This is a genomic window from Staphylococcus sp. GDY8P131P, from assembly GCF_017891975.1.
Classification (GTDB): Bacteria; Bacillota; Bacilli; order Staphylococcales; family Staphylococcaceae; genus Staphylococcus; species Staphylococcus nepalensis.
In genome coordinates this window covers 1-759 of record NZ_JAESKF010000041.1, presented here as the reverse complement: position 1 = coordinate 759, position 759 = coordinate 1, and the positions used below count along the sequence as shown (strand labels likewise).

General features: G+C 37.9%; 1 protein-coding gene. It reads right to left on the bottom strand.

The features are described from left to right. Position 1: 1 nt before the first annotated feature. Positions 2–712, bottom strand: a complete 711-nt coding sequence (locus KA894_RS14495) for a transglycosylase family protein (RefSeq protein ID WP_103373386.1) — start codon at positions 710–712, stop codon at positions 2–4. Positions 713–759: the final 47 nt, after the last annotated feature.

Sequence of the window (759 nt, the reverse complement as noted above, 5' to 3'; positions counted from 1 at the left end):
ATTAAGCAGTTACCCATTGTGAAGCACCTTCAGATTCATAAAGGTCCATTGCTGCTTGGTCTTGTACTGATTCTGGAGCTTCTGTTGGTGATTGACCTTGATATTCAGCTGGCGCTACTGAATCCCATGTGCTTTGTAGGAATTGATATTTACCTGCTGCACCTGAAGATGGATTTACAGCTTTAAGATCGCCACCTGATTCACGTTCTGCAATTTGTTTCAAGTGATCATTTACATCTACTGATGAACCACTTGATGCTTCACTTGAGCTATCTGATGATTGTGTTGAAGCTGCTTCTTGTTGTGGTTGTTGTGTTGATTCAGTTTGTGGTGCTTGTTGTTGTGCTGGTTGTTCTGATGATGCTTGTTGTGATTGTTCACTTTGTTGTGGTTGTGCTTGTTGTCCTGCATTATCTGATGATTGTGCTGATGCATCACTTGATGCATTTGAATTTGAGCCTTCCCCATAGCTCCATGACCAGTTTGTACCATCTGATTCAAAATTATAGTTTGTTCCATTTTGGTTGAAGTTATAATTATATGAACCATCATGTAATGCTTCTGCATTTAATTGTGATGGATTATTTTGTGCTTCTTGTGCTAATTGTGCTTGATCAATACCTTGTTCTGATGCATCTGCTGAATTTCCTGCCGCGATTCCTGTTACACCTAATCCTACTGCTAATGTTGATGCTAATACTGTTTTTTTCATTATTAATAAATCCTCCTAAGAGATATACTTTTAATTGTTTAATTTGT